Origin of the sequence: Paraburkholderia steynii (assembly GCF_900100565.1) — a bacterium.
Taxonomy (GTDB): domain Bacteria; phylum Pseudomonadota; class Gammaproteobacteria; order Burkholderiales; family Burkholderiaceae; genus Paraburkholderia; species Paraburkholderia terrae.
Map to the genome: position 1 here is coordinate 1 of NZ_FNDI01000086.1, position 1,135 is coordinate 1,135.

A 1,135-nucleotide genomic window follows, 5' to 3' on the forward strand; every position below is an offset into this window, starting at 1 on the left:
CGATTCGATCCAGAGGATATGCGACGTCTGCTAGGGGTCTACCATCAAGCTTGTGCATGCGCGATCGAAGCGCATGAAGGCCATATCGCACTTTATATCGGTGACGGCCTGCTCGTCTATTTCGGCTATCCGGATGCGCACGAAGACGATGCCATACGTGCAGTACTCGCCGCCCTTGCCGCCGTAGCTGCGCTTCGCGAGGCCAACGGGGTCATCGAAACAGAGTACGGCGTGCGGCTGCAGGCGCGAATCGGGATCGAAACGGGACTTGTCGTAGCCGGCGCGATTGGCGCTGGATCTTCGCTGGATCACCGCGCGATCGTCGGAGAGGCGCCAATCATCGCCGCAAGGCTGCAGTCGCTCGCTCCTCCCGACGCGATAGTCGTGGGACCGACCACCCAACGCCTGATCCAGGGATCGTTCAAGCTTGAAAACCTTGGCTCGCGTGATCTGAAAGGGGTCACTGGTCCGGTCCGGGTTCAACGTGTGCTGGCGCAAGCGGATACGATCGACCGCTTCGAAATCAGGGCGGCCCAAGGGATCACGCCACTCATCGGCCGGGCTGCAGAACTCGAGATGCTCCGGCGGCACTGGAGGCAGAGTGTGGATGGGAAAATGCGCTGCGTGCTGTTGACCGGCGAGCCGGGAATCGGAAAATCTCGCATGCTGCGGGCGCTCTGCGACGGCATTAGTGACGATTCACATGTGATCGTTTCGCTTCACTGTTCCGCGTACTATCGCAACAGCCCTTTTTGGCCGGTACAACGCTGGCTACAGCGCACTTTCGGCGTCGGCCCCGACGCTTCGGATGCGTCGGATATGGAGCGGCTAGAGGATGGGATCGCGAGACTCGGAGTCGATGCCGACGAGATGCTACTGGTTCTTACAAGTTTGCTTGGGATTCCGACAGGAGCGCGTCATCCGACAGTTGAGACATCTTCACCTTCCTTCAAGCGCCGGACGCTGGACGTGCTGGTGGCGATGCTCGAAACGTCGACGCGCGTTCAGCCGGTACTCTTCGTTGTCGAAGACGCGCACTGGATCGATCCATCATCTCTCGAGTTTGTTCGGCTCGTGGTTGAGCGACTGGTGTCCTCCCGGCTGCTGGTACTTGTCACGGCGCGGCCTGAGTTTG

General features: G+C 60.3%; 1 protein-coding gene. It reads left to right on the forward strand.

Annotation, left to right across the window (positions count from 1 at the left end; genetic code table 11):
- Positions 1-18: 18 nt before the first annotated feature.
- Positions 19-1,135 (forward strand): ATP-binding protein (locus tag BLT65_RS46255; protein ID WP_244187131.1); only part of this gene is annotated, 1,117 nt, incomplete at its 3' end.